The organism is Paraburkholderia youngii (assembly GCF_013366925.1).
Classification (GTDB): domain Bacteria; phylum Pseudomonadota; class Gammaproteobacteria; order Burkholderiales; family Burkholderiaceae; genus Paraburkholderia; species Paraburkholderia youngii.
The window spans coordinates 110,495-137,317 of record NZ_JAALDK010000002.1; the positions used below are offsets into that span (position 1 = coordinate 110,495).

Consider the following 26,823-nt stretch of genomic DNA (forward strand, 5'->3'; position numbering starts at 1 on the left):
CGGCTCGTGTGAAATGCTCTGTCTCGTGCATGCAGAGTAGCGTTTCAGCTCGCAACGGAAAAAGACTTTCCAGGCTCACCCGCATGCCTGCGAAGCATGGCTCCGGAGCCGGGGATAGTGGGAAAGCATGAGTACCGATCTACGCTTAGCGCGTTGCGGTCCCGAAGCAGCGAACCTCTCGATGGAGATGCAGTGGAGGCCGCCGAAGGCGACACGCTGCTGGTCGCGCTCCTGACGGCGCGAGACGCGTTACGCGATTCCGAGTTTGGCGACGGCCGGCGCGCAGGCTTCTGCCTGATGGGCGCTTGCCAGGACTGCTGGGTCTGGATTGCCCAAGGCGAGCGCGTGATGATCGGCATGCCGGGCATTCACGGTGATCGATGAAGGGCGCCGCGATGGTGGCCAGATCTATCGGCGCCAGCCCGAAGGCTTCTTGCGCTCGGGATGGCGGAGCGGGCGAAGATGTGGACGCCTACCTTAAATTCGAGAGCCTGCCGGGGAGCGGCTCTGCAATCAAGTTGCGTATTCTGGAAACTGATGGTCATGCAGACGATTTGATCATCCCTGCGCTGAGATGATCGGACGCGCCGGTTCCTCGCGCACCCTTCCGCTTCGCGGCCGACTTATGCGAACCCGCACGCCGCGTGCGACGTCAATCGACGCTGACGGTCCACCCGGACGGCTAGTGAAAATCTTCCCTCGCGAGCAGCGGTACGACCCTGGCGAAAAGTGCGTGCGGGGCATTACCGCGAATCCGGCACGGATATTACGCTCTCGACGATGCCGGCGAAGGTCTGCACAGCGGGACGGATGGCTTCGATATCGAGCGCACCGAATCCCAGCAGAAATCCGTCACGAAATCCCGGATCTCCTTGATTGAACGTGTGCAGCCTGCGAAGGTAAATTCCCTGTTCAAGCGATCGCGATACAGTCGTATCGAAGTCAAGCAGATCACGGATCCTGATTGTCATATGCAGACCCGCCGCGTTCCGTGATGTTTCAAGTGCATCGCCAAAGCACTGGTCCAGACATCGGAGCAATTCCGATTGTCTTGCCCCGTAGATGTCGCGCATCCGCCGGATATGCTTCGAGAAATGCCCGTCCGCAATAAAGTCTGCCATCGCTGCCTGCAAGGAAAGGTGCCCCGGTCTGTACAAGCGCAACGAAGCGGCTGCGAAGGAATCGACCAGGTCGGGCGGAACAACTATATAGCTGAGCCTCATGCCGGGATACATGACCTTGCTTAACGTTCCCATCAGAATGACACGGCCGTTTTCATCGACGCCCTGAAGAGACGGAAGCGGACGCTGGTCATATCGGAACTCACTGTCATAGTCGTCTTCCAGAACGAATGCATCCCACTGCTCAGCTGCCGCACGCAGACCGGCACGCCGTTCGTCCGACAACGTCACCCCCATCGGAAACTGATGCGATGGGGTCGTCACTATGAGGCGGGCTCGGCGCGAACAGCGTTCGAGCTTCATACCGTTATTGTCGACAGCAATAGCCTCCACTTCCAGCCCGTTGGCGCGCAACAGGATTGGCGTTGCCCAGTGGCAAGGGTTTTCAACGTAGGCCAGTTCGCCCACGTCGGCCAGAATGCGTGAGCAAAGGTCAATCGACTGATTGCTCCCCATCGTCACGATGATTTGTTCCGGGGAGGCCCGAACCGCGCGCGATACGCGCAAATATTCCGACAGCGCGCGGCGCAACGGCAGATATCCGCCTGGATTGGAGTAGCCCATGAGTTCCGCATGCTGCTCGCCGAGATAGCGATTCTGGATACGCCTCCATATCTGATACGGAAAACAATCCGTGTCGCAAACCCCCGGAACGAACGCCCCCTTGCGTTCCTGGATGCCCGCAGGAGCGCTTATCAGCCGCTGCCCGCGCTCGGACAGGGTTCGTGCGGTCGATTCCCTGGGCGCTGACTTCATTGATTGCGGCAGCTTGTCGGAGACACGCGTACCACTCGTGGAATCGGTATGGAGATAGCCGTCGGCCGACAGCCTGTCATAAGCCGTTACAACGGTTATCCGGGAGACTTTTAGTGCAGCCGCGAGCGTTCGGGAAGACGGCAAACGTGTGGAAGCCTTCAGAGTGCCGTCCCATACTGCGTCCCGGATCCCGTTCGCAATCTGGATCTGAAGTGGTACGGACCCATCCCGGCGGAGGTGGCCGATCAGGAGGTCAGCAAGCAACGAGTCAGCCATTGGACCTATCCAGCTTTTTGAATTGGACTCATAGGTTCGCAGTGGGTACGCGTACTGTCAAGGCTCGTCATCGACCAAGGCCTTTTCAGTTATTGGGGATCCTATGCATGTATCTCTACGTGAGCGTATTCGTCAGTTACATCGCGTGATAGGTCTGAGCATCGGTCTGTTCGTCGTCATGGTGGCGGTTACCGGCGCGGGTATGCTGTTTCGGGAGCCACTCGAACCCGTCATCTACCACGGTCTGCTCAAGGTCGAATCGTGCAAAGAGCGCCTGCCGCTCGATACGTTGATTGCCAATGCCAGCGCTTCCAATCCAGCCGCAGGCCGGCCAAAGCAGGTGCGCATATACGCCGACGCCGATTCCAGCACACGTGTTCTCCTCAGCGACGACCGGTGGTACTACGTCAATCCATGCACTGGCGAAGTGCTTGGCAGCGAGCATCGTTACGGCGGCCTGTTCGGTACGATGGCCAGCCTGCACAGTTTTCAGTTTGTGAAGAATGGAAGCGTCGTCGCTGGAACGCTTGCGCTGACATTCGCGATTGTGCTGGTCGGTGGCGGCCTGGCTGTGTGGATTCCAGAGGCGTTGCGCAAACGCAGGTGAGTCGTCACGATCAAGCCCAACCTCACCGGTCGCGCGCGCTGGCTCAGTCTGCACAAAACCCTTGGCGCGTATGTCAGCCTCATCGTACTTGCGTGCGCACTCACCGGGGCGCTGCAATCGTTTCAATTCTTGAGAGATGCGCTCTACACACTGACGGCATCGAAGCCCCCCGCACCTTCCCCAAGATCGGTCGTGCAGGTCGCGACGCAACACCTGCCAGTCGAGGCCCTCTGGCAACGCGCACGGGCACTGGTGCCGCAACCAGAATATGCCCGCATTCGCTACCCTGGCAAGCCGGGCGATGCTTTCAACTTCGATCTTGTCGCACGCGACGCGCCGCATATCAATGCGTTCTCCTACGTTAGTGTCGATTCGAACACAGGCAAAGTGTTGCGCTTTACTTCATATGCGGAGAACAGCCTGGGTCATCGAATTTACCTGACGGCGCTTGCGCTGCATTACGGTTGGCTGAGCGGCGGATTTCTGCAAGTGCTGCAACTGATTGGCGTGCTCTCTGTACCGGTATTGGCTTACGCCGGCATCGGCAGTTATCTGCGCGGCAGACGGCCTCGGCCGGCTCCCGTGTCGCCCCGGACGACTCTCGCGTTGAAAGTAGCCAGAAAAACGGCGGAAGCGGAGCATATCCAATCTTTTGAACTTGTCGACCCTGCCGGAAAAGCGCTGCCGCCGTTTGCCGCCGGCTCCCACCTCGATGTTCACGTACCCGGCGGAAAGGTTCGACAATACTCGCTGTGCAATCCTCCCGGGGAAAGACATCGCTATTTGATTGCCGTCATGCGGGCGGAACCAACGCGCGGTGGGTCGAGGGCCATGCATGAGCAGGTCAAGGAAGGCGACATGATCGAAGTCAGCGCTCCGAAAAATCACTTCCCGCTCGTGGAATCCGCGAAGCATTCCCTGCTCATCGCGGGTGGTATCGGTATTACGCCGATTCTTTGCATGGCGGAACACCTGGCTCGTCTCGGAGCCGATTTCGAAATGCATTACTTCGCGCGCTCGCCGGCGCGCGCGGCCTTTGTCGAGCACATCAAGCGCTCGACATTCGCCGACCACGTTTTCTTCCACTTCACGGAAGAAGAGAAACAGCAACGGCTGGATCTTGCCGTGCTTCTCCAGACGCACGATGCCGGAATGCACTTGTACGTATGCGGCGGCGAGGCATTCATGAATGCCGTCATCGACGCCGCATTGCAGAAAGGCTGGCGCAAAGACCGCGTGCACAGGGAATATTTCAGCGTTGAGAAGAGGGAATCCGACAGCAATGTCGAATTCGACGTCACGATCGCAAGCACAGGTAGGACTATTTGTATCCCGGCAGACAAGACGGTAATGACTGCTTTGGCCGATTACGGAATCCATATTGCGGCGTCCTGCGAGCAGGGCGTCTGCGGCACCTGTGTGACGCGCGTGCTGGAAGGCGAACCGCAGCATCGCGACGTATTTCTCTCCGACGACGAGAAGAATAGAAACGATCGATTCACTCCCTGCTGTTCGCGTGCCAATAGCCGGACGCTGGTACTCGATCTGTAGATGGAAAGACCGGAACTGTTTCAACCACTGGAAGGAGACACAAATGGGGATCACCGGAAAACTCGCTGTCGTGGCAAGCCTGATTGCAGGCATGGGCATCGCCAGCCTGGCGCACTCGCATGGCATCTATTTCGCGCAGCGCTCGAACCAATTGGCGCTGATCTACGGCGAGGGCAGCGACGACCTGGATGTCATCAAGCGCCAGCACAAGGTGAAGAGCGTCACTGCCTACGACGAGCAGGGCAAGGAGGTCGTCACGCATCTCACACCCAACGGACCGCTGCTCGTGGTGGATACCGTCACGCAGCCGGCAATCGTTGCCGGGATGATGGACTACGGCCTGTGGAGCAAGACCGCGAACGGCGAGTGGCAAAACAAGGGCAAGGACGAGGTGCCCGGCGCCACGTTCAGCGAGCACACGTTCAAGTACGCGGTGCATCTGCGCCGGCCCCTGAATGGGGCGATGCCCGTACTGCCCGGGCAGAAGCTGCAGATCGTACCGGTTGGCAAACAGATGCCGGATCAGTTGGGTCAGCCGCTCACGGTTCGGGTGCTCTACGACGGCAAGCCCGCGCCCGGCGCCGAGGTGCAACCCGATTTCGTCAATGACCCTGATTCCAAACCAATGAAGACTGGTGCAGATGGCACCGTGACGATCAAGGTGCGCAACCAGGGCCTGAACGTGGTCGTAGCAACACTCGATACGCCGCCGTCGGAACCAGCGAAGGCGAACCAGGACGAGCATAAGGCCACACTGTCGTTCGTGCTGCCGCACCTGCCCGAGTGATCAACGGTTATCTGCTGGAACTCCTCCCCAATGAAACGAATTTCCGGCCTGCTGCACTTGCTGCAGCCGCTTGCGGCGTGAAGCTTGTCGCGGACGACAAGGCGATCGCTCTCGCGACGATAGAAGACGAGTCGACGAGCAGCGCGCGCTTTGTCATCAAGTAAGGAAGGCGTCCCTCGACCTCGGCAACTCTGATTGCCGGCGTTTTCGTCGTTCCCCGATGCGCTGCGCCGCAACCGGCTACATCCATCTCGACGCAGCGAAGCGGGAGAAGTTTTATCCACCACATCATATGCGCCGGGTCGTCGGGTGACGACGCGTGACGAGTGTCGTTCGCTTTATTTCATTTTCTTATTCAACCAAGACCTTCTTATGAAAAAGTCTTTGATTGCCGCGGCGCTCGTAGCCTCGTTCACATGTGCGGCACACGCTCAGAATAGCGTGACTCTCTACGGTATGATCGACGTCGGCATGAACTATGTGAACAACGTTGGTGGCCACAAGCAGTATTCGATGGTTGCCGGAAATCTGAGTGGCAACCGTTGGGGGCTGCGAGGCGCTGAGGATCTCGGCGGCGGACTTCAAACACTTTTCGTGCTAGAAAACGGCTTCAGTGTTGCGAACGGGAAGCTCGGCCAAGGGGGCGACGAGTTCGGGCGTCAAGCCTATCTCGGTTTTTCATCATCGAACAGAGGTACCGTTACGTTCGGGCGTCAATATGATTTGATTAACGACTTGACCTACATGTTCGTGGCGGCACAGATGTGGGGTGGATTCGCCAGCGCCCATCCTGGTGATTTAGATAACACAGATGGTAGCAACCACGTCAACAACGCGATCAAGTTTCGCAGTGTGTCATACGCTGGATTGTCGTTCGCGGGCCTCTACAGCTTTGGCGGTGTCGCTGGGAAATTCAACCAGAACCAGATCTGGTCGGTCGGGGCGAACTACAATTTGGGGCCACTCACGCTTGGCACCGCCTTCGTTGACGCGCGAGATCCTAACTTTTCCTATTTTGGCAATACCGCGGCCTCAAGCACGACGGGGTCCAACATGTCTGGAAGCCGCGTGTATTCGGGCTATGCGTCCGCGAAAAGCCAGCAGATTTTCGTCGCAGGCGCTTCTTATGTCGTTGGTGCCGCTACGTTCGGCGTTGTCTACAGCAACACGCAGTTCAAGGATATCGGGACGCTACCGGGTCTCCCGGCTACCGGCGCAGGCGGCGATGCCAAATTCCACGACGTTGAAGTCAATCTCGGCTATCAACTCACGCCAGCCCTCCACCTCGGCGTCGCCTATAACTACCTGAAAGGATATGGCGTGAACGGTGCAACTTACAATCAAGGCACGATCGGGGCTAACTACTTGCTATCCAAGCGGACTGACCTTTACACAGTCGCGGTTTACCAGCATGCGTCGGGCACCGATTCGACCGGTGGGAATGCGGTCGCAAACCTCAACGGCCTAACCGCCTCCACAACTCAGAGCCAGGTACAAGTAGTTGTTGGCATCCGGCATCGCTTCTAGCAGAGCTTGAAGTAGGTTTCGGATTGACCAGATGGGCGGGCATCCAATGCAAAGTGAACTGACGACTATTAAAACCCTTCAGAGTGGTTCGTTGTTTTTTTGAAAGGAGAACATTCCGGCGCATCTTCGTGCTGGATCAATCGCAGCAAAGGGCCGATGGCCTGGTTTAGCAGAGGCTGGCGGTGGCGTACCCAAATCTGCATCGGCTCCGGCCGGCAGCCAATGCGCGCTTTAGGTGCGAGCGCTGTCCTGCCGAAAGAGACACGTCGGCAACGGAAATCAATTGCCTGCGTCAGTGACGCATGCAGCAGGCGCAGATATAGCGGCACACCATTGGCGGCTGTTTCGCGATCGAAGCCGATGTGCCAGACGACCGCCGTCTCAGCATCCTTGAGCGTCACAACGAAGCCGTAAATTTGGCTTCCCTTGACTGCGACGTGGAACGCGATGGATGCAGCGGCAGCTAGCGCTAACGCCGACCAGTATTCCTGTTCCAACATAAACGGGCGCAATTTGGCATTAGTGTGGGTCTGCAGATAGAGATCTTGCAAACGTGCAGAAAACGGCGTCACCTGGTCAAGACGCTCGATCCGGAATCCAGCCGCCTCGAATGGCTTGTAGATCTGGGACTTGACGGCATTGCGATACTTGGAAGCGAGACTCGCAAGATAGTCATCGTGGGTATGGACACCTTCAGGTAGCGTCAGCACCATGTTTGGCTCGGTTTCGACGGCGGAATAGCTGAGTTCCCCGAGGCAGGCACTGGGCATCTTGTCGGCCTCCAGAATGTCCTTGACCAAAATCACGTTGGTCTGGCCATCCAGCTTTTCGCTTCGACGGGTACGATACAGTGCTTCCGCCACGGCGGGCCACAGTTCCGCAGGGGTGCTGCCGGGCGCGAAACAAACCCCGTGCTGCCCGTAGCTGAGCAGGTTGCCACAGATAAGCACGCGCTCTTTGAATGGAATCTTGAGTTTGTGGTTGCGTTGTTCGCCTAGGTGGTCGAGGCTCACCTGGACGATTTGCATGCAGACAGTGGCGCGCGGTCCGTCGTCATCCGAGATCAAGGCGTAGCGTGGCTCTAGATTGGCTGGACCTGCCGCTTCAATCATTTGCAGGTATTCCGGCGAAAAATAAAAGCTCTGCCCAGCAGTTACCGAGCGCCAATCCTCCACATTGAGCTGGCGGAGGCGATGAGCAATGGCGATTTGAAACCCGCTAGCGCGACGCAGTTTCTTGCGTAGTTGCAGGCGGGTGTTCAGTCGTGGTGGAAGTAGTTTCATCGCGAACGGGCCGAGGACCAGCGGCAAACTCAAAACGACTGCACATCCTGCTTTCTCATCTTAGGCGAAGCCTCGTCGACATTGTTGCCGCCGGTGTTAGTGGCTGGAGAACAGGACGTCCGCAATGATGCCAGTCGCGATAGCGGCGAGCACGTAATCCCCGTTCACCCCGACCCAGTGATAGCCGTGCGGCGGCGGTCGGAGGCCGTGGCCGCGCCAGTCGTCGACGACGTAGTTGTGATTGCGGTATTCGGACGGAAGTCGATCGCCCTGACGCCAGTCGGCGTGCGGCATCGGGCCGCCCGGCCGCCCGCGATAGGCCTCCTGCGGCATGGGGCCATGACCGTGAACGGGCGGCGGACGCATGTCGTGTTGTTTGGGACCGTGCGCCGACCAGTCACTGTGATGCTGATTGTCGTGAGGCTGGGCGAAAGCGGGGATCGACGCACCGAGTAGGGCTGCAATCATGAGTTGGGCGAGCAATTTTGATTTCATGGCTGCCTCGAGAGGAGAATTGATCGATATGAAACAGTGGCGTGTGACGGCGATGATGTTTCCCCAGCCGTTCAGCGGAGATGGTCAGTGCGCAGGCTCTCTGCGCACTTCCATGGAAAGACGGTCGGACGAAGAGCTGTCCGGCAGTCAGCCGGTTAGTGACCGAAGTAGACGGAACCCGGGCCGGTGCGGGCTGCTTCGCTCGTGTAGGCATGGCCGCCCGCTGCGGACGAACCGCTTATGACGCCACCCACTCCGGACGTGTCCCCGTGTTGCGCAGCAACCTTGGCTTCAGCAGCCCGGATGTCCGCTGGATATTCGCGCGGGTTCGCACGGGCTGGGTTGTAGCCCGCTGCTTCTATTTCGACCAGTTGCTCACGGACTTCAGCGCGGGTTAGTGGATGGTTTGCTGCCGCGTTCGCTGCGGCGAAAACCGTAATCGGAGCAGCGAAGACGATGGCAGCGACAAAGGCGGCGAGTTTAACGAGGGGCTTCATGGTTACTACCTCCTTGGTTGTTGGTTGGACGTTACAAGCTTCTGCTTGTTTTCAACCGTCAAGAGAAGTGTAAGGAAATAGTAAACAAGGGTAAACACCTACTTTGCAAGAGACTATTGCATTCAATGCAATAAACATAGGCTATTGCGGCAACACGGCAGATATATAGTGCAAATTAGATGGCAATTCACATGCAGGCAGGGACGAGGAGGGGCTGTCGTAGCTCGCGCTCGCGAAGCCACGAGCCTACGCACGACCTTGAAACTGCGGATCAGTTCGTGGCGGCTTATGGATTCATAGTCTCCGAGCGTGGGCGCGATCTCGTCATCGCAGGCGTTGCCGTGATCCATTGGGTGTTCTTGCTCTTTGCCGGCGGTCTGAAATTCATCTTGCTTTCAGCCGTCCCGTATGTGCTTGCGACCGCGCTCTACGTCTGGGCTGACCGCGAGCAGGGCAAGCCAGTATTCATCACGTCGGACTGGATCATTTTCGTCGTTGTCATGATCGGTGCGTCATTGGAATCTATGGTCTCGCGACAGGAGGGGTCATGATCTGGCGGTCCTGGGCGGATAAGGGCTCCGATATCTCCTTGCGCCGTTGCCGAACACGCAGTACAGGCGCGACTCGACTTGCTGGATTTCCGGCTGAGTCACACTGAACCGTTGTACTAGCCAGCGGACATGACGAGACGATCCTCTCGACCGCGACCTATAGCATTCATCGAGGCTTCGTCGGCAAGGTCAACGTTTGGTGGAACGAGTTGGGTGACGTCGTTACGATCTGCACCCGTCTCTACTGTTGCACTATAGGTCCCGCGAAGAATCTCGCGGGACCATTGCCGCCAGGGAGCGAGACTTACTTGATCGCCTGGATCTCGTCGACGATCTGCTTCATCTGCGGGGTCTTTTCGTACTTCGCCCACACCGGCTGGGTCGCCTTCACGAACGCGGCACGGTCGATCTGTGCTGCCGGGATGATCGTTGCGCCACCTGCGGTGACGGTCTTCTGCGCTTCGGCTTCACGTGCGGTCCACAACTGCTGATACACCGGCACGGAGTCGGCCGCAGCCTTCTTGATGATCTGCTGCTCCTGCCGCGTCAGCGTGTCCCACACCTTCTTCGAGAACACCAGCGCTTCGGGGGTCATCGTATGCTGGGTTTCCGAATAGACCGTGGCGACGTCGAAGTGCTTGCCTTCTTCATAAGTCGGGAAGTTGTTTTCTGCGCTCTCCACGATGCCGGTCTTCAGGCCCGTGTACACCTCCGCGGTCGGCATCGGCGTCGGGATGCCACCCATTGCCTTGATTTCGTCGACCACCAGCTCGGACGGCTGGACGCGGACCTTCAGGCCCTTCATGTCCGCCGGAGACTTGATCGCCTTCTTCGCGTACATAGAGCGCGCGCCGCTCTCGTAGAACGTCAGAGCGATCATGCCTTTCGCCGTGAACGCGTTGAGGATCTTCTGGCCTTCCGGGCCGTACATGACCTTGCGGAAATGGTCGATGTCACGGAACAGGAACGGCAGCGACGGGATCATGATTTCCGGCACGATCTCGGTGAATGAAGCACCGTTGGCACGCGTCATGTCGAGTGCGCCGATGCGCACCTGGTCGATCGTGTCTTTCTCCGAGCCGAGTGCGCTGTTGCCGAAGACTGCTGCACGCGCTGCAGAGTGTTCCAGCAGATCACGTAACGGCCGAGTTTGAGACGCCGTAGGCATCGACTTGCATGAGGCAATGAGTGGCCACCTGCAGCCGTTCACCATCGTTGCCACGCGGTGATGCGAGCACCCGCTCTGTGCAATACAGCGGACTTCCATGCAGGAACCGTGCTGGAGCCGTCCCCATTGAAATTGTCACTCTCTGACTGGCGCAGGCAGATGCCGACGCGCTTACGTTGCGACGCGCGGGCTCACGAAGCGGGAGCCCCGGAACCCCGGAGTAACTCAAGCAGCCTCGCGCATCGTCTTCGCATTGGTTGAGTCCTCTTTGTCTCTTTTGGGTGGTGCGCCAAACATCCGCGCGTACTCCCGACTGAATTGCGAAGGGCTCTCATATCCCACCGCAAATGAGGCGGCTTGAACGCTCATCGACTGTGACAGCAGCAGCCTGCGGGCCTCCAGTAGGCGCAATTGCTTCTGATATTGAAGAGGGGAAAGTCCGGTCAGCGCCTTGAATTGACGGTGGAACGCCGACTGACTTAGTTGGGCGATTTTAGCCAGATCTTCCACTCGCACTGGCTGCGAAAATCGAGTTCTGATATTTTCCATCGCGCGCAGGACACCGTGCGAGGCATTCCCGCTCGACGCCAGCTTTATGATTTCGGGGCCTTTCGGACCTCTTAGCAACCAATAACAAATCTCCCGCATGACCAGCGGGTAAAGAATTCCGACCGCGTCCGGGGTATCCAGCAAGCGAACAACCCGCAACGCGCAATCGGCCAGCGGGCCGTCGAAGTCCGCGATGAACACGCCGCAGCTTGCGTCTCCTGCCGCCACAGGTGGCGGCGACATCTCCCTTGCAACGGCGCGCATCATTATCAGGTCGAGTTCCAGAACAAGAACCAGGCAAGGATTGTCGGGACTCGCTTCGAACACGCGGCCCTGCGACGGCGTCTCAACGCCGACCACCAGCGCCTGTCCGGCCCGGTACTCCAGTTTCGCCCCACCGAAGCTGGCCCATTTGGCACCCTGTGCAACGATGCACAGTGCTGGGCGCGCCACGAGAAATGTCGGCGGTTTCGGGTGGTCGGAGCGCAGAATCAGAAGCCCGTCCACGGCCGTGCGGTATGGGCTTGTTCCTGTTTGCGTTTCGATATAACGAAGCAGTGCAACGGCCAATTCGTTCGACATAGCTGCCTTGTATGGAGAATGCGCGTGGATCAAGCTTAGTGAGCGCAGCAGGATCAGGCAAGATTTGGGTAGGTTCGGGTATTAACTGCTGGTGGCTCTGCCGGGAGAATTGAGGTTTTCAAACTTACCGCCAGGTGCCAAATGGCAACGAACAATGGTCGTCACCCGACTTCGAGAATCGCGGTCGTCACCGGAGGCAGTCGCGGGATAGGCCGCGACACAGTTCTGCGCCTCGCGACTCGTGGAGTCCGCTCGGTCTTCACCTACCACTCGAATCGCGTCGAGGCGGAAAAGGTCTGTGCGATGGTTGCCGAAACGGGCGGACAGGCGCTTGCCCTCCAGTTGAACGTGGGTGATGCAAGCGCATTTGATGACTTCGTCACACGTCTGCGAGAGGCACTCGGGCAGTTGGGCGCGCAACACTTCGGTTACCTGGTGAACAATGCAGGCACGTCGTCAGCGGCGACGTTCGCAGCGGGCACCGAAGCGGAGCTTGACGCTCAGTTCGCGGTGCATTTCAAGGGGCCGTTCCTGTTGACGCAAAAGCTGTTGCCGCTCATCAACGACGGCGGACGTATTGTGAACATTTCCTCGGGGCTGGCACGTTTCGCGTTTCCGGGGCGGGCGATCTACGGGCCGATGAAGGCAGCCGTTGAAGCGCTGACGCGCTATATGGCCCTTGAGCTCGCGCCGCGCCGGATCGCGGTCAACGTCGTCGCGCCAGGCGCAATCGCGACGGACTTTAGTGGTGGCATCGTGCGAGACAATCCGCAGGTCAACAAGGCCGTCGCCGACCATACCGCTCTTGGCCGAGCCGGACTGCCGTCGGATGTGGGCCCCGTGATTGCCGGTCTTTTGTCGGATGACTTTGGTTGGGTAAACGCGCAGCGCATAGAAGTGGCGGGTGGCATTCAAATCTGACTCGCCGTCGCTGGCGGCGGCAGCTCGAGGCCGGGTGCCAAGTCAATGCTCAGCCTGCGCGATATCGAAGAGTTGCTGTTCGAGCGCGGAGTGACGGTCGGCTACGAGACGATTCGCCGCTGGTGCGAGAAGTTCGGTGCGGCGCGCTTCTCTCTATCGTAAACACCTCGCGGCCCGGTTCGTCGCGTGGCGCGAATTTACCAATGTCACCCAAACTCCGTCGAATGTCTTCTGAGCCGCAGTGCGTTATGGATCATCATCGACGAGGTCGCCCCAGTTGACAGAGTTCCCAGGATGGCTCTTGGTTTTTATCCGTGCGGTCAGCGCGGAAGCGTTGCTATGTCATCGGGGCTCGACATGGCCAAGCAGCTCCATCAGCGATTGCGGGTGGCCATCAAACAACGCCGCGTAGTAGACCGTGTTCGACAACACATTCTTGACGTAGTCGCGGGTTTCGTTGAACGGAATAGTCTCCGCGAAAATCGCGCCTTCCACCGGATGCAGGAGGTTGGCCTGCCACTTGCGCGAGCGTCCAGGGCCGGCATTGTAGCCGGCGGTCGCGAGCACGGCCGAACGGTCAAGCTGGTTGTAAATCATCGACAGATAATACGTGCCGAGCAGGATGTTCGTGTCGAGCTCATTCATCCTCGCCCGCGAGAGCGGACCGAGCCCGATCTTCCTCGCGACCATCTCCGCGGTTTCCGGCATCACCTGCATCAGGCCACCTGCGCCAACCTCCGAGCGCGCGCTGATGATGAAGCGCGACTCCTGGCGAATGAGGCCATACGCCCATTCGATACCGAACCCGGTGGACTGCGCATCTCGCTCGACAATCGCGCGGAACGGCGCCAGATAGCGCAGCGAAAAATCATGCTCGGCCTGCGTCCTGTCGGCGGTGCTCACAGTCCGGTCGTAGAGCTCGATGCGGCGTGCGTACTCGGCGACTGCGAGCAGTTGCCGGTCGGTCATGCCGCGCAACTGCCAGTTCCACTCCCGGTTGCCTTCCGTGCGCAGGTTCAGCGCATAAAAACGTTTTGCCAGTTCGAAGCCCGGTGTCTGGCTGGCCTTCTTAACTTCTTCGTCGGTCACTTTGATCTGTGGCGGAATCACAATCTGCTGGCCGAGCGCCTCGGAGGCCAGTTGGCCATAAAAGGTGTAAGTTTCCGCGATCTTCCTGAATTCCTGGTTCGCCGCTGTCACCTCGCCGGCCTGTTTCAACGCGCGTGCGTACCAGTAGACCCACGGTGGTTGCGCGCGCAGCGCGGCCGGCATCTGCTCGATCGACCAGCGCACCATCATCCAGTCTCCAGCCAGCAGCGCGCTACGCGTGCGCCACTCATAGGCCTGGCTCGACAGGGGCGCGTTCGCCGACAGCCGGTACCAGTCCACCGCGCCTGGCAGCTGCCGGGTCGCTGCCTGATAGGCAATCGTGCCCCAGCCGATAGCGCGTTCCGCCAAGGTGAGCGCCGGTGCGATCGCGGTGAAGATGGCTGCGGCCGCTGACGGGTCGCTGGCCGCCACCTGCGTGATGGCGAGCAGCGTGAGTTGATGTGACGCCGAGTCCATCTGGATGCCTTTCGCCAGCAGCGCGCGCGGCTGGTTCCTCGCCTGATCGAGCCGCAGTGGATCCGGGCGCGCCGTGCCCAGCGCATCGACCAGTCTGCCGCCGGTCCTCGTCGCGCCCTGTTCATAGGCCTCGCGAATCTGCTGCCAGACATCCTCCGAAGTGAACTGGGAATTACCCTTGAGCGCGGTGATCAGATCGACGCAGCCGTCGCCGTACCACTTCGGCTCGACGAGCAGCGCGCGCGCCGCGTCGGCGACGTTTTCACCCCGCGCGGCGCGCGACTCGAGCGCATAGCAATTCACCTGCGTGTCGTCGTTGAGGACGAACAGGGAATATTGGGAATCGAAATCCTTCCAGTCGTGGCGCGCGCCCAGCACGCGCAGGTAGTCGTTGCGCAGACGGTCGGCAATCGCCTGTCCGTCGTAGCGTTGCAGAAACGATAGCACCGGTACGTCCGGCGCATCGAGATTCGCATGCCCCGCGCCGTTGAACAGACGCGGCTTGATCTGAAAATAGCTGAGATAAGCCGGCGCTGGATAATTTCGGATTAGGCTCGCCAGCTGCGCGGCACGCTCGGGATCGTTGTCGCGGGCGGCGTCACGCAACTTGATGAAAATCTGATCGTCAGCGGGAAGCGAGGAGAGTCGGGTGGGATGTCTGGCCACCGCCGTGCCAGACACGACGAACGTCGCGGCGGCAAGGGCAAAGCCGATCGCGCGAGACGCCCGGTCACGTCGTGTGGACATCGCTGTTCTTACCTTGTTTTAGTGCAGAAAATTGAGCCAAAGCTTAGGCCGCAATTCGGCGAAGCGATGCTTCGAAAAAGACTGGACCCAGCCCGCAATTCGGCGCTTTGCGAGCCGGATGGTTGCCTGTGGGGCGCCGTCTCACGCATCTAATTCCAGCCTAATTCTCAAGGGGGAGAATTCGTTCCGCAGCACCTCCCGAGCGCTGTACCTTCAGCTTGGTGTGTGGAATAGCCGCAGCCCGGGTCTAAAAATCTCGACTACTTAATTGTCGATGGTTGGTGACCTTATCTGAGTGGAAAGCAGCATCCCATTGGCTTAACCTGACAAAGCCGGCAAAAGCCCACAACCAGCTGTCGGTGCGACAAATCGCTCTTGACGTTATCTTCCGCGCCTGCATAGACTTTGGACGTATTCAGGTCAGTTCTTCAGAACATTCGACTATCCGGGGAAGCGCATAGAAATCCTGCCCGAATGAAACCGGCCCCCGTCAACGAGCGACGTCGCGTTGCCTGTTCGCTGCTCGCACTGTCTGCGTTCGCCCCGACCGCACTCCGAGGCGCGACGCATGCATCCGTTGCAGGCACGGTTAGCAGATGGCCCGTGTTGCTGTTCATTCCCTACGCCGGAAGCGATCTCGGATTCAGCGAAGCCGCATATCGCGGCTACCTCCAGGTCCGCCACAACGGCTACCGGATGACCGTCGTGCGCGATGCCGACAGTCTGGGTGCCGCGCGAATTCTCACGGTTATCGGCCGCCACTACACGGCAGGTGTACGCGGTTTCATTCTGGCAGGCGCTGAGCTGAGCGCAGTCACCGCAACGGCAGCAGCACAATACCCGCAAGCCTATTTCGCGACCTTGTCTGGTAAGGCGAGTGGCCCCAACGTCGTCAACTATTGTCTCGATTGCAAGAGCCTCGGTGGCGCGCTTGCTGGTGCTGTTGCCGCGAGCGTGTCGAAGACGAAGACCGTCGGTTTCGTCGGCGGCGTAGAGTCTGTCGACGGTACGGAGGCGCAAAGCTTCAGGCAGGCCGTACTTGCCAAGGCGCCCGACGCAACGGTTCTGGTAGATTGGGTCGGCAACTGGGATGACCGCCGACGCACGCAGCAGTTGACCGTGCAGCAGATCGACGCCGGCGCCGACGTACTCGTTGCCGATGCAAATGACGCGGTGATCGTCGCGGCCGCCCGCCATCCGCACGTCCGCGTGATCGGCTGGATGGCCGATGCATCGCGTCGGTACGGAAACGTCGCGGCGAGCGTGATCATCGACACGAGCATCATTTTCCGGCGTTTCGTCGATGGAGTGGTCGCGGGCCGATTTGAGGGCGGCGACTACTCCGTCGTCGATACGGACAATGTCTGGAAGATTGTGTGGCCGCACGGGTAACCGCTGATATACGCTGAACTCGATCGCATGAGCTCGTTGAAAAACCAGATTACTGTAACGTTGATCGTACTGGTCACGGCAGTCGGCCTCATCGATGCGTATACGTCGTATTGGCTGTCGCGCAAGCACATTGGCGAACTGCTCGACGTGCACTTACAGGGCGCCGCTATCTGGCTGTCCGCCGGCAACGTCGGCGCGATAGGCTCACACGGTCCGCCGCAGCACTCCGTCGACGGCTTTGTCGGGCAAATCTGGAGGAGCGGCGACGCGGCGCCAACGGATAATACCGATCCGGAGCTGCTATTCGATCGCAATGCGCCGGACGGATATTCGATCGAGAGTATCGGCGGCCATGCCTATCGCATTTACACGTTAAGAAAGGCCGACGGCCGGTACACGTACCAGGTCGGACAGCCGGTGGCGTTCCGCGAAGAAACAGCAAGGCATGCCGCGCTCGAAAGCCTGATACCCACGCTCATCCTGATTCCACTCGTCTGGCTCGCTATTCCCTTTGTCGTCAACGCTGCGTTCGCGTCGCTGTCGCGTGCAGCGGCGCAGTCGGAGTTAGTCGGCATTCGGCATCTCGAGCCTCTCGATATATCGGGCGTGCCGGACGAGGTACGACCGTTCGCGGCGTCGGTCAATCGGATGATTGCCCGGCTTCAGGTTGGTATCGACGCTGAGAAACGATTCGTCGCCGATGCCGCGCACGAGTTGCGCACGCCTATCGCTGCGATGCAGCTCCGCGTCGACAACCTCGTCAACGCTCCCGACGAGGCGGCACGCTCCGAGCGTCTGCGCGAATTGCGCGAGGCCATCGCTCGAGCGTCGACGATGATCCGACAGCTTCTCTCGCTAGCGCGAGCTGATGCACAGCTCGATTTGACAGCAATCGAGACAGTGGATCTGTCCCAGTTGGTTCAGAAGCTCGTCGCGGATTTTCTGCCGGTTGCAGATGCACGCTCGATCGATCTTGGTGTAGGGAGGTTCGAGAGCGCGCAAGTTGAAGCGCGTGAAGGAGAATTGCGTATGGCCGTGCGCAATCTGCTTGAGAACGCACTGCGCTATACGCCTGCCGGCGGAACCGTCGACATCGATCTGTTCCGAAGCGCCGACGACTTGGTGGTGCGCGTGACCGACAACGGACCGGGCATTCCGGAAGCGTCCCTGGACCGGGTGTTTGATCGCTTCTTCCGTCTGCGTGCGGAGGATTCGGAAGGTAGTGGTCTCGGGCTTTCGATCGTCAAATCGGTCGTGGCGAAGTACCGGGGTTCTATTTCGCTTGCAAACCGCAGCGATGGACACAGTGGTCTGATCGCTACAATCGTTCTGCCGGCGCGCGGCACTATGTAGGAGAGTGGGCCCTGAATGGCACCTGGTCACGGGTTTCGGTCGAGCTGCGGCGTAACGCTAATTCTCATCAAATAGGCATCATACATACTGGCATTGTGACTACGTTCCTGTCAGGTAGCCTTCTCTGAGCAGCGAGTTGCTTGCAGCTCTTTCGGTGATGCCTGCGATCATTGCGATTGCAGTAGCGACTTGCGGCGAGCGCTTTGGAGATGTTCTAAGGATTATCGCAACCCTTTACAGTACATCTGTCGATCCAATGGAAATGGATCGAATACTTGAAGACATAAGAAGATTGGAATGTGTTTCTGACGTTGCTCTGATGTCACGTGTCGGGGCGTAGCGTAATCGAACGTCGGTAGACGCCAATCATCGCGGCGAGGGAAGGACACTGGCGGCGCAGCGGGCGCATGCACAGGTCGCCTGACTTCATCCGCAGCCGTGCATCGCGACCGACCCCATTTAATAGGACCGAGGAAGGACCCTTCCGTCGATTCTCATTCCCATCTCATTCTTGGGGCCTAAAATATTTCCTGAGACGAAGATTGCGGATTGGCGGGCTGAAAAGCGCCAGTGCAGGCTGGATTCCGGGAGTTATTGCGAGGGAAACCCTAGTGCAAGATCGTCGCCTACGCGAGGGGGACAACATGCTTAATGTGTATTTACTGCCCGTCGATTCCGAGGATAGTGAGTGTTCAGTCACCTGTGGAAATCCGGGGCGATACAGCTTCATCAGTTCCGGCATTCCCGAGTGGTTCAGAAAGTTTTTCCCGCGGAGAGCTAATTCGCCTGATGCGAAGCTTCCGAACTGTTGAGAAAAAACCGGCGCATTACGCATGAATCGCAAATCGCTCAGGCGCGAAACACGCCCGCGGAAGAATGTTCCTTGCCTTGCGCCCAACGACAACGCTCCATTGCCGTGGACATTGCACTATGCGAGTGCTCATAGTCGAAGACGACCTGCAGATCGGTCAAAGTTTGCTGCGCGCGCTTCAGGATGCGGAGTACAGCGTCGACTGGGTCCGCGACGGCAATGCCGGCGGCGCGGCCATCGCTGCCGTTGAATATACGCTGGTCTTGCTCGATCTTGGTTTGCCCGGCATGGGCGGCATCGAATTGCTGAAGGCGGCGCGTGAGAAGGGTAGCAAGGTACCCATACTGATCTTGACCGCACGTGACGACCTTGACGCCCGGGTCCAAGGGCTCGATTTCGGCGCTGACGACTACGTTCTCAAGCCCTTCCACCTGCCCGAACTGCTCGCGCGGATTCGTGCCGTGTTGCGTCGCAGGGCAGGCTTTGCGTCGTCGCGTCTAGGCAATGACACGTTGAACCTCGATCTCGACAAACGAACTCTATGCTGCAACGGGGTGTCATCCGTTCTGTCGGCGCGCGAATTCGCATTGATGTTCGCGTTCCTTGAGCGCCCCGGCACTATCCTTTCGCGAGATCAGCTCGAGGGGAAGCTTTATGGTTGGGGTAAGGAAGTCGAGAGCAACGCGGTCGACGTGCTGATCCACGGTGTACGCAAGAAGTTCGGACAGTCTGTGATTCGCAACGTGCGTGGCCTCGGCTGGACTGTGACGCTCGGCGAATCGCCCGAGGTGTGACCGCGCGTTTCGGCTACGTTCCCGTACGACGGCGATGTCAATTTTCCGGGCTCTTGTTGACGGAAATAAAGCGAATCTCCAAATATTCTTCTTCGGAGCACTTGTGATGATCGGAGACCCCCGAAGAAAAGCATAGTTCTGCGTCGCTCAGCAAGCAGCCATTCACATATCGAATCGTGCTAATCCATACTTTCGTAAGCATTACGCCGTTGCCGGTCTTGCCGGCCGATGTTCAGCAGAACACGTTCGCCCGGTCACCGTAGAACACCAACCGGCTTGCCATAGCGCGACGCCCGCCGTGGAAGCGGAGTTCCAGGCTCGAAATTCGCGCCGCGCTCTTCAGCTCCTCGATATTCGCATTTTTGTCCCATTGAACAAAGCCCGGCTAGCAGCACCTGATGTTCCCTCCTACTAATGGTTATCTAAGTTATCACGCGCACTATGCAACCTAAGCGCAACGGATTGATGTCTGTTCAAACGCGCATTGGGTGCCTCGGCACGCTGGATCGTGAGATTTATTATGAAAACATTTAACCATATTAAGTCGCTTTTAAGTTTCATGATTATGTGACCATGCAAGGCTTATGGCGGAGCGGCTTCCGCTAATTGCCCCATGTCTGATCAGATCCGCGTGGGACCAGGTGGTGTTGCATTCGCAGCCGCCGACGATGAATCCGAGCGGGCTTCAAAAAAGGCGCTTGAGGATGAACGGATCAGCCCATTTTGACGGCCTTAATCAAGTTGGAAAACCTCCGCCGAAATATTCCGGCGAAAGTTAGAAATTAATCATCTTCCTGGGCAGCGCTCAATTTCGTAGGCATCACTTGCCAGTGCCGGCTTGCGGTCATTCGTCGTGTCCAGAAATCGGATTTTGTCCGATCGAGCCGGGTCGCCAGTAAAACCAGTCTCTGTGCGACTCGCAGACAGATTCGATGTCTTTTTCAAAAGACTGAAACCAGTTGCGCCTGTTATTGCGACAGAACCGAATGAGGAAGATCGTGTACATATTCAAGCATTCATCGCATTGTGAGTCTGCGCGGACATTGACGTCGGCGCTTTGTTTTGAGGATTGCTGCGGCCGCAAGCGCCGGACCGTGGTTGCGTTGGCCTCTGCCGTAACGTCGCTTGCCGCGCTGTTTGTTCCGGTCGCTGTGCGAGCCCAGTGCAACAGCAGCGCCGACCCGGCGCTGCCTGTGGCGCCGGCACAGACCAACTTTTCCAATCAGTCGTTTGGCGCAGCGCCGCTTCCCCAGTACTACCTGAACGCCGCGGGGCAGGCGGGATGCAAAGGCGCCGACGACGGCTCCTGGAACGGAGTGGGCCAGGATGGCTTCGCTGGTCAGTCGGGCGGTTCCTTTAACAGTGTCAACAGCGGAATTACAGTGAAGGGGGGCTTCGCGCCGACCTTCATCAGCCCCACGATGGGAGCGGGATGGTCCGTCGACGGTGGGGATGGTGGTGCCGGCGGACAGGGCGGTTATGACGCCAATGGCTCCGCCCACACGGGAAACGGCGGGGCGGCAGGCAATGGCGGCGCGGTCTCCGTGCAGTTTAGCGGCACCGTTGGTCCCGACCCGAAAGGTGTCCTTCCGGAAGTTGCGCTCGACGTGGAAGCCAATGGCGGCACCGGCGGAGTGGGTGCCGTGTCCAATGCCCAAGGTACTGAGCCGCTCTACGGCGGCAACGGCGGAGCAGGGGGGCGGGGTGGTCAGGCAGCGCTTAACGCCTCCGGCAGCATTCAGTTCTATGGTGTCGGCCTGCGAGCGTCCGCTTTGGGCGGGACCGGCGGGGCAGGTGGCAACTCGCCCACTCCGGGCGATTTGGTTGTAGAAGGCCATGGAGGCAAGGGCGGCAACGGCGGCAACGGCGGTACCGCGACGCTTGCCTTTCAGAACGGCAGTCTGACTGCCAGCACCCCGGCAGGCCAGATCTTTCCGATGCAGGCCGACGCCGATGGCGGTACGGGCGGCAGCGCTGGTGGCGCGTACGGTGGAAGTGGCAGTTTTGGCGGGACCGGCGGCAACGGAGGTAACGGCGGCACAGCGAGCGCGGAACTCGGCAGCGGTGGCCAGATCGTGTTCTCCGACCAGATGCAACCGGCGAACAGTCGGTATCAGCCGGGCAGCGGCGTAACCGCCAGGGCGAATGGCGGAGCGGGCGGGGGCGGTGGCACTGCCATCGACGGCTCATTCCGCAATGAGGGTGGTGTGGGCGGCAACGGCGGAATTGCCGGCAGCGCCAGCGCCACCGTCCTTGGTTCCATCGATTACACCGCGAATGTTCCGGCTGGGCAGTCTGCTGCCGGGTTGATCGGGGGTCAGGGGGTGCTGGTGCAGGCCAATGGAGGCGCCGGCGGTATCGGTGACGGCGCCCAGAGCACTGTCGTGGGTGAAGGCGGTGATGGTGGTAAGGCAGGCGCTGGCGGCAGCGCTTCGCTGACCCTTGGAGACGCGACGAACACGGCGACAATTAAAACGAACGGCCCATATACACATGGCGCGTTGGTGCAAAGTGTCGGAGGCGGCGGGGGCAATGGAGGTAGTGTCAGCTTCGCGCTGGCAGGCACGGGCGGTGCCGGTGCCGCGGGCGGCGATGGCGGCGCGGTCACGGTGGACTCGGACCACGCCTTTGTCACGGTCGGCAGTCAATCAGGCGTAGGCAGCATCCCGCTGATCGCGCAAAGCATCGGCGGTGGCGGCGGAAGCGGCGGCGACGCCAGCGGCGTCACCGCTGGCGCGGGCTTCGAGATTGGCGGCAACGGCGGCCAGGGCGGCAATGGCGGCGCGGTGAAACTCGCGCTGGGCCAGAACAGCGTGTTTGGCAGCCTCGACCAGAGCGGTGGAGCCGGCATCCTTGCGCAAAGCATTGGCGGCTCCGGCGGCAATGCCGGCAGCGCGACGTCGAGCGGCGGGGGGCTGATCACCATGGTGATCGGCGGTGATGCCCACGGTGGCGGCGCGGGCGGCCAGGTCACGGTTGACAACGCCGCACTCGTCACGACCTACGGCGACCACGCAGCCGGTATCAAGGCTCAGTCGATCGGCGGCGGTGGCGGCAATGGCGGCAACGCTACAGCGTTCACCGTCGGCGGCCCGCTGTCGAGCTCGGTTGCCATCGGCGGACAAGGCGGCGGAGGCGGCGCGGCCGGCGCGGTGTCGCTGACCAACACGGGGCAGGTCGTTACGTATGGTTCGGACGCCGAAGGTGTCGTGCTGCAAAGCATCGGCGGCGGCGGCGGCTCCGGCGGCAGCGCCACGGCGCGTGCCGTTGCCGCATCGGCCAGCCCAAATATTCCTTCGATCAGTGTCAGCGCCGCTATCGGCGGCGCCGGCGGGACCGGCAACACCGGCGGCAATGTCACGCTTGATAATTCCGGCCTGATCACCACTGCGGGCGACAGCGCGACCGGCGTTTTCGCGCAGTCCGTCGGTGGCGGCGGTGGTACGGGCGGCGACGCAACCGCCGCGTCCTACTCCGCGTCGCCTGCCAAGGGCGCGTCCCTGTCGCTCTCCGTGGCTCTCGGGGGCAGCGGCGGCAGCGGCGGCACGGGCGGCGCCGTCAACCTCGAAAACTCAGGGCTCATCGCAACCCTGGGCCAGGACGCCCACGGCGTGTTCGCACAGTCGATTGGCGGTGGCGGCGGCAATGGCGGAACGGGCGATGCCTCGGCAACGGCGGCTAACGCCAAAGCCAGCTTCAGCGCGTCAATCGCGGTGGGCGGAACGGGTGGAACGGGAGGGACGGGCGGCACGGTCGGCCTGACCAACGACGGTTCGATCGCGACGCGCGGCGACGGCGCCGATGCCGTGTTCGCCCAGAGCGTGGGCGGCGGCGGCGGCGCAGGCGGCGGAGGTACCGCTGCGGCCAGCGGCGGCAAGGATGCCATCGCCGTGGGTGTTGGCGGCAAGGGTGGCGTCGGCGGCGACGGCAACACGGTGACGACGATCAACAACGGCAACATCGTCACCCGCGGCGCGGCCTCGACCGGCATCTTCGCGCAAAGCGTCGGCGGCGGCGGGGGCAAAGGCGGCAAGGGCGCGGCGGCCGCGGGCGGCAGCGGCGGCCTCGACACGATCTCCAACGCCCAGACGCTGTTTGGCATTCTGGGTCAGGGCCTCGGCCTCAACCAGAATGTGCAGAACCTGGGCAACAACATCCTGCAGGTCGGAGTGCTCGGCGAAAAAATCAAAGCGACTTATGGTGATCTGGAAAAGCTCCTCACGCAGCCGGACGGGGTATCGAAAGTACTGGGCACCGTGAACCAGATCAGCGTCGGCGTGGCGGTCGGCGGCAGTGGCGGCGCGGGTGGCTTGGGCGGCGCGGTGAACGCCAGCAACGCCGGCGCGATCGGCACCTATGGCGCGCAATCCCACGGCATCTTCGCGCAGAGCGTTGGCGGCGGCGGCGGCAGCGGCGGCGCGGCGAGTTCGGTCGGCAAGTCGAACAATGATTCGAAGGTGCAGGCCGCGGTCGCCGTGGGCGGCAGCGGCGGCGCGGCGGGCTCGGGCGGGGCGGTGAGTGTCGTGCAGAAGGCAAATGGCGCAGTCGAGACGCAGGGGGTGGAAGCGTTCGGCGTGTACGCGCAGAGCGTAGGCGGCGGGGGCGGCAACGGCGCGATGTCGGGGGCGGTCAGCGGTTCGCTGAAAAGCCTGTCGATCGCCGTGGGCGGCAATGGCGGAGGCGCCGGGAATGGCGGCGACGTGAGCGTCAGCAACGGCGGCACGGTCACGACACTTGGCAAGCACAGCGTCGGCATCCTCGCGCAAAGTATCGGAGGCGGCGGCGGTGTCGTGACGACCGCGAGCAGCGATGAGACATTCGATCCTTCCAAAGCCGTCCAGAATCCGCAGGGACGGATCGCCGACATCTACGGGGTGACACTGAGCTTCGGCGGTCAGAACGGCAGTTCGGGAAATGGCGGCGGCGTCACTGTCAACACGCAAGGCAACGTGACGACGAGCGGGCTTGACGCGCACGGTATCGTCGCGCAGTCGATCGGCGGCGGGGGCGGGTTCGTGGTGGGCGGACAGATCAACACGAGCACGCTCGTTGGCGCCGGGGGCGCGAGCGGCAATGGTGGCAACGTTCTTGTCGTGGACACCAACAACACTGTCTCTACCACCGGCGACGGTGCGTATGGGATAGTCGCACAATCGATCGGCGGTGGCGGGGGCTTTGCCGGCGACCCGTCCGCCCCGAACTACTACGATGACAATACGAGCGGCACGGTATTCGCCAACAGCGGCAATGGCGGCACCGTCAACGTCATCGTGGCAAACGGCGGGAAGATCGTGACGACCGGCCGGTACGCGCCCGCGATTTTCGCGCAATCGATCGGCGGTGGCGGTGGTCTGGTGGCCTCCAACAACAACTCAAGCACGCTCGGCCCGCTGCATGATGTGGCACGTGGCAGCGCGGGTGGCGCCGGCGTGGGCGGCATGGTCGCCGTCAACGTCAGGGATAACGACACGGTCATGGCCACAGGCGTCGGGTCCGCCGGCATCCTGGCGCAAAGCGACGGCCAGAAAGGCGGGCAAATCTCGATCCACCTGGCGCCCGGGTCGAAAGTCGTAGGCGGCACGACCGATCCCAATTTCCGGACCTCCTCAATGGGCGGGTTGAACCCGGAGTTTCGCGACGCTGCCGCCGTCCGTCTGATTGGCGGCAATAACAACATCATCACCAACCAGGGCACCATCCAGACCTTAGGCAAATACGCAATCCTGGTGGACCCCACGTTGTATGGCGAGGCGTCCGCCACCACCACGGTCAACAACTCCGGCACTATCACCGGTGACATTCACGTCCTTGGTGGCCCCGGCAACAGCGTTGTCAACAATCTGCCCGGTGGCGTTATCGACACACCGGCCACGCTGAACGTCGGAGGCGGCACGGTGAACAACGCCGGTACGCTGAAAGTCGGCGGCGCGAAGTCGATCGGCAATACGATTCTCACCGGCAATCTCGTGCAGAGTTCGACTGGCACGCTGAACGTACAGATCGATCCGGCCAACAAGCGGTCCGATCTGCTCAACATCACGGGTACCGCCGCGCTTGCCGGCAAGGTGCAGGCCGATCCGGTGAGCTATCTGAAGAGCACGAGCACCGTGCTGTCGGCGGCCGGCGGCATTCGGCCGGATGCGGCGCTCGCGGGTTCATCGACGCCGGTCTACCGCTTCACGCCGCTGGTGCAGGGCAACACCGTCGCGATCAAGACCGATGCGGACTTCGTCGGTGCGAGCAAGGGGGCTTCGGCCACGCAGCAGAGTGTCGCAGCCAACCTGGACCGGTTGTGGAACAGTGCCGACCCTACCTTTGCACCCATCTTCGGAGCCTTCGGTAGCGCCGGTAGCACGGCGGGCTATGCCCAGACGCTGACCGCCGTTTCCGGCCAGGAGTTGCTCGGCGTTGCCGCTGCGCGCTACCAGTCCAGCCAGGCATTCTCGCGCTCCGTCTTCAGTTGTCCAGAGTTCGGCGACGACGACACCACCGTCAGAAAGCAGGGCTCCTGCATGTGGTTCCGTGCCACGGGCATGTGGGAAAACCGCAGCGCCGACGCTTCGTTCCCAGGTTTCGGCTGGCAAGGTACGACGATGAAAGTCGGCGGGCAGGTCCAGTTGCAGCCCGGCTGGTTCCTCGGTGGCGCCATCGGCTACGAGACCGACCGTTTCACCGGCAACGATAACCTGACGAGCGCCAATGGCAATGCGCTTCTTGGCGTCGTCGCGCTCAAGCACGAGGTCGGGCCGTGGACTTTCAGCGGTGCGGTGGACGCCAGCTACGGCTGGTTGAACAGCTCGCGCGTGATCCCGAGCGCCAATGCGGTGGCGACCGCGTCTCCCAATTCGTTCAATCTCGGAATGCACATGCGCGCGGCCTATCAGATTCCGTTCGGCCGTTTCTACCTGGAGCCGGCGCTCGATGGCGACCTGAACTACATCAATCTACCGGGTTACACGGAGAGCGGTGCGGGCGCGCTCAACCTGAAGGTGAATAGTGCGAACAGCGTCATTGCGACCGGCACGCCGAACCTGCGGATCGGGACGCGCGCGCAGATCGGGTCAGCGACAGTCGACGCTTATGTCGGCGCCGGGGTGAGCTTCATTGCAGGCAATAGCTACACGACCAACGCCTCGTTCGCCGCTGCCCCGGGTTTCGGCAGCTTCACCAATACGCTCACCAATGCGCACGTTGCAGGCAAGTTTTCCGCTGGGGTAGAGGTCTATACGACCAAACGTCTCGATGTGCGTCTGGAGTATGACGGCGTCGTTGCCGCGCACGAGGTCGAGAATGGCGGCCAGATCCGGTTCAAGTACCGGTTCTGAAAAAACATCCGGGACCCGGACAATGCAGCAAAAGCCATAAAGCGTAGTTGGATTGGTGACCAGGATGCGCTGTCGCAAATCCGGTTCGGGTACCCAGTGCGCGA

The 26,823-nt window shown here is 60.6% G+C and carries 17 protein-coding genes and 5 pseudogenes; 15 read left to right on the plus strand and 7 right to left on the minus strand.

All coding sequences use genetic code 11. The annotated features are described in order from the left end of the window. Positions 1 to 153: 153 nt before the first annotated feature. Positions 154 to 348, plus strand: a pseudogene (locus tag G5S42_RS31775) (2Fe-2S iron-sulfur cluster-binding protein); the annotation flags it as partial. A 32-nt stretch (positions 349 to 380) separates the two neighbouring features. Next, positions 381 to 578, plus strand: a complete 198-nt coding sequence (locus G5S42_RS31780) for a hypothetical protein (protein WP_176110784.1) — start codon at positions 381 to 383, stop codon at positions 576 to 578. A 165-nt stretch (positions 579 to 743) separates the two neighbouring features. Here G5S42_RS31780 and pdxR read toward each other — a convergent pair whose 3' ends face one another. Continuing rightward, a complete protein-coding gene (pdxR, locus tag G5S42_RS31785) occupies positions 744 to 2,213 on the minus strand; it encodes a MocR-like pyridoxine biosynthesis transcription factor PdxR (RefSeq protein ID WP_176110785.1) in 1,470 nt (489 codons plus the stop codon). Between the two features lie 103 nt (positions 2,214 to 2,316). Here pdxR and G5S42_RS44540 point away from each other — a divergent pair. The 5 genes and pseudogenes from G5S42_RS44540 to G5S42_RS31815 all read left to right on the plus strand — a co-directional run. Further along, a pseudogene (locus G5S42_RS44540) lies at positions 2,317 to 3,354 on the plus strand (PepSY-associated TM helix domain-containing protein); the annotation flags it as partial. 324 nt (positions 3,355 to 3,678) lie between these two features. Next, on the plus strand, positions 3,679 to 4,371 hold the full coding sequence (locus G5S42_RS45840; RefSeq protein WP_376777204.1) for a PDR/VanB family oxidoreductase: 693 nt from the start codon (positions 3,679 to 3,681) through the stop codon (positions 4,369 to 4,371). Between the two features lie 43 nt (positions 4,372 to 4,414). Then, positions 4,415 to 5,158: a DUF4198 domain-containing protein gene (locus G5S42_RS31805; RefSeq protein ID WP_176110787.1), complete on the plus strand. Its 744-nt coding sequence runs from the start codon at positions 4,415 to 4,417 to the stop codon at positions 5,156 to 5,158. Beyond that, positions 5,155 to 5,322 (plus strand): hypothetical protein, encoded by a 168-nt coding sequence (locus G5S42_RS31810; protein WP_176110788.1) that lies wholly within the window; start codon positions 5,155 to 5,157, stop codon positions 5,320 to 5,322. The genes G5S42_RS31805 and G5S42_RS31810 overlap by 4 nt, the downstream gene beginning before the upstream one ends. Positions 5,323 to 5,530: 208 nt before the next feature. Further along, entirely contained in the window at positions 5,531 to 6,685 is a 1,155-nt protein-coding gene (locus G5S42_RS31815; RefSeq protein WP_176110789.1) for a porin, read from the plus strand. Between the two features lie 68 nt (positions 6,686 to 6,753). On the opposite strand, the gene G5S42_RS31820 is transcribed toward G5S42_RS31815, so the two are convergent. The 3 genes from G5S42_RS31820 to G5S42_RS31830 form a co-directional block, all read right to left on the minus strand. Then, complete coding sequence (locus G5S42_RS31820) at positions 6,754 to 8,001, minus strand: GNAT family N-acetyltransferase (protein WP_246392226.1); 1,248 nt, start codon at positions 7,999 to 8,001, stop codon at positions 6,754 to 6,756. A gap of 63 nt (positions 8,002 to 8,064) precedes the next feature. After that, entirely contained in the window at positions 8,065 to 8,463 is a 399-nt protein-coding gene (locus G5S42_RS31825; RefSeq protein WP_176110790.1) for an RcnB family protein, read from the minus strand. Between the two features lie 155 nt (positions 8,464 to 8,618). Then, positions 8,619 to 8,960, minus strand: a complete 342-nt coding sequence (locus G5S42_RS31830) for a DUF4148 domain-containing protein (protein WP_176110791.1) — start codon at positions 8,958 to 8,960, stop codon at positions 8,619 to 8,621. A 278-nt stretch (positions 8,961 to 9,238) separates the two neighbouring features. Between G5S42_RS31830 and G5S42_RS31835 the strand changes: the two genes are divergently transcribed. Next, positions 9,239 to 9,511: a hypothetical protein gene (locus tag G5S42_RS31835; RefSeq protein WP_176110792.1), complete on the plus strand. Its 273-nt coding sequence runs from the start codon at positions 9,239 to 9,241 to the stop codon at positions 9,509 to 9,511. A gap of 304 nt (positions 9,512 to 9,815) precedes the next feature. On the opposite strand, the pseudogene G5S42_RS31840 reads toward G5S42_RS31835, so the two are convergent. Together G5S42_RS31840 and G5S42_RS31845 are read right to left on the minus strand one after the other, a co-directional pair. After that, positions 9,816 to 10,613, minus strand: a pseudogene (locus G5S42_RS31840) (TRAP transporter substrate-binding protein); the annotation flags it as partial. 291 nt (positions 10,614 to 10,904) lie between these two features. Beyond that, positions 10,905 to 11,810, minus strand: coding sequence for an AraC family transcriptional regulator (locus G5S42_RS31845; protein WP_176110793.1), 906 nt, complete (start codon positions 11,808 to 11,810; stop codon positions 10,905 to 10,907). A 141-nt stretch (positions 11,811 to 11,951) separates the two neighbouring features. Here G5S42_RS31845 and G5S42_RS31850 point away from each other — a divergent pair, with 141 nt between their 5' ends. From G5S42_RS31850 to G5S42_RS46055, 3 genes and pseudogenes are all read left to right on the plus strand, one after another. Then, entirely contained in the window at positions 11,952 to 12,731 is a 780-nt protein-coding gene (locus G5S42_RS31850) for an SDR family NAD(P)-dependent oxidoreductase (protein ID WP_176110794.1), read from the plus strand. A 48-nt stretch (positions 12,732 to 12,779) separates the two neighbouring features. Then, positions 12,780 to 12,869: pseudogene (locus G5S42_RS31855) on the plus strand (IS6 family transposase); the annotation flags it as partial. Positions 12,870 to 12,873: 4 nt separating this feature from the next. Continuing rightward, positions 12,874 to 12,966: pseudogene (locus G5S42_RS46055) on the plus strand (IS6 family transposase); the annotation flags it as partial. Positions 12,967 to 13,073: 107 nt separating this feature from the next. Here the strand turns inward: G5S42_RS46055 and G5S42_RS31860 are convergent. Further along, positions 13,074 to 15,044, minus strand: a complete 1,971-nt coding sequence (locus G5S42_RS31860) for a lytic transglycosylase domain-containing protein (RefSeq protein WP_176110795.1) — start codon at positions 15,042 to 15,044, stop codon at positions 13,074 to 13,076. Between the two features lie 603 nt (positions 15,045 to 15,647). On the opposite strand from G5S42_RS31860, the gene G5S42_RS31865 reads away from it, so the two are divergent. The 4 genes from G5S42_RS31865 (at position 15,648) to G5S42_RS31880 (ending at position 26,719) form a co-directional block, all read left to right on the plus strand. Next, positions 15,648 to 16,436, plus strand: a complete 789-nt coding sequence (locus G5S42_RS31865) for a BMP family ABC transporter substrate-binding protein (protein WP_312883657.1) — start codon at positions 15,648 to 15,650, stop codon at positions 16,434 to 16,436. Between the two features lie 27 nt (positions 16,437 to 16,463). Beyond that, positions 16,464 to 17,789, plus strand: coding sequence for an ATP-binding protein (locus G5S42_RS31870; protein WP_176110797.1), 1,326 nt, complete (start codon positions 16,464 to 16,466; stop codon positions 17,787 to 17,789). A 930-nt stretch (positions 17,790 to 18,719) separates the two neighbouring features. Beyond that, complete coding sequence (locus G5S42_RS31875) at positions 18,720 to 19,394, plus strand: response regulator (RefSeq protein WP_176111929.1); 675 nt, start codon at positions 18,720 to 18,722, stop codon at positions 19,392 to 19,394. Positions 19,395 to 20,380: 986 nt separating this feature from the next. Continuing rightward, entirely contained in the window at positions 20,381 to 26,719 is a 6,339-nt protein-coding gene (locus G5S42_RS31880; RefSeq protein WP_217710226.1) for an autotransporter outer membrane beta-barrel domain-containing protein, read from the plus strand. Positions 26,720 to 26,823: the final 104 nt, after the last annotated feature.

Bases quoted from the DNA above. Each gene is read 5' to 3' on its own strand.
- G5S42_RS31780 (WP_176110784.1), top strand. From the start codon at position 381: ATGAAGGGCGCCGCGATGGTGGCCAGATCTATCGGCGCCAGCCCGAAG.
- pdxR (WP_176110785.1), bottom strand. From the start codon at position 2,213: ATGGCTGACTCGTTGCTTGCTGACCTCCTGATCGGCCACCTCCGCCGG.
- G5S42_RS45840 (WP_376777204.1), top strand. From the start codon at position 3,679: ATGATCGAAGTCAGCGCTCCGAAAAATCACTTCCCGCTCGTGGAATCC.
- G5S42_RS31805 (WP_176110787.1), top strand. From the start codon at position 4,415: ATGGGGATCACCGGAAAACTCGCTGTCGTGGCAAGCCTGATTGCAGGC.
- G5S42_RS31815 (WP_176110789.1), top strand. From the start codon at position 5,531: ATGAAAAAGTCTTTGATTGCCGCGGCGCTCGTAGCCTCGTTCACATGT.
- G5S42_RS31825 (WP_176110790.1), bottom strand. From the start codon at position 8,463: ATGAAATCAAAATTGCTCGCCCAACTCATGATTGCAGCCCTACTCGGT.
- G5S42_RS31830 (WP_176110791.1), bottom strand. From the start codon at position 8,960: ATGAAGCCCCTCGTTAAACTCGCCGCCTTTGTCGCTGCCATCGTCTTC.
- G5S42_RS31845 (WP_176110793.1), bottom strand. From the start codon at position 11,810: ATGTCGAACGAATTGGCCGTTGCACTGCTTCGTTATATCGAAACGCAA.
- G5S42_RS31850 (WP_176110794.1), top strand. From the start codon at position 11,952: ATGGCAACGAACAATGGTCGTCACCCGACTTCGAGAATCGCGGTCGTC.
- G5S42_RS31860 (WP_176110795.1), bottom strand. From the start codon at position 15,044: ATGTCCACACGACGTGACCGGGCGTCTCGCGCGATCGGCTTTGCCCTT.
- G5S42_RS31870 (WP_176110797.1), top strand. From the start codon at position 16,464: ATGAGCTCGTTGAAAAACCAGATTACTGTAACGTTGATCGTACTGGTC.
- G5S42_RS31875 (WP_176111929.1), top strand. From the start codon at position 18,720: ATGCGAGTGCTCATAGTCGAAGACGACCTGCAGATCGGTCAAAGTTTG.
- G5S42_RS31880 (WP_217710226.1), top strand. From the start codon at position 20,381: ATGAGGAAGATCGTGTACATATTCAAGCATTCATCGCATTGTGAGTCT.